This is a genomic window from Roseinatronobacter sp. NSM, from assembly GCF_052379845.1.
GTDB lineage: Bacteria > Pseudomonadota > Alphaproteobacteria > Rhodobacterales > Rhodobacteraceae > Roseinatronobacter.
The window spans coordinates 1-395 of the sequence record NZ_JBQTCF010000106.1 but is presented as its reverse complement, the minus strand read 5'-3'; the positions used below and the strand labels follow the sequence as shown (position 1 = coordinate 395).

Below are 395 nucleotides of genomic sequence, written 5' to 3'. Positions count from 1 at the left end.
ACAACAATGACCGCCCCAACATGGGCATCGGCGGCATAACACCCGCAATGAAACTGAGAACGGCTGCGTAAATTCTACCGATGCACCCCGTTAAAAAGGGGGAGATTACCATCCCATATCCCAGCCGTTCCCGATTTCCCGCCGGCGTGCGAGCGACTTGCCTGCAAGAAATATGAGAGGCCTGCTGACAGCTCGGGTCGGCCCACAGCACTGCGGATCACCATGGAAGCGTCTGGCCCATAGGTTGGCTTTTCATCGCGCCAGAGCGACAGGGGCTTGGCGCAGGCCGCAAGCTTTTCGCGCGTGCACTAGCTCGCAAGGGTGAACTGTCGCTTGAGGTCTATACCGCGAACGAACAAGCCGTCCGCTTTTACACCTCGCTGGGTCTCAGCGAG

General features: G+C 58.7%; 1 pseudogene. It reads left to right on the top strand.

The features are described from left to right. Positions 1–221: 221 nt before the first annotated feature. Positions 222–395 (top strand): annotated as a pseudogene (locus tag ACTZWY_RS19830) (GNAT family N-acetyltransferase); the annotation flags it as partial.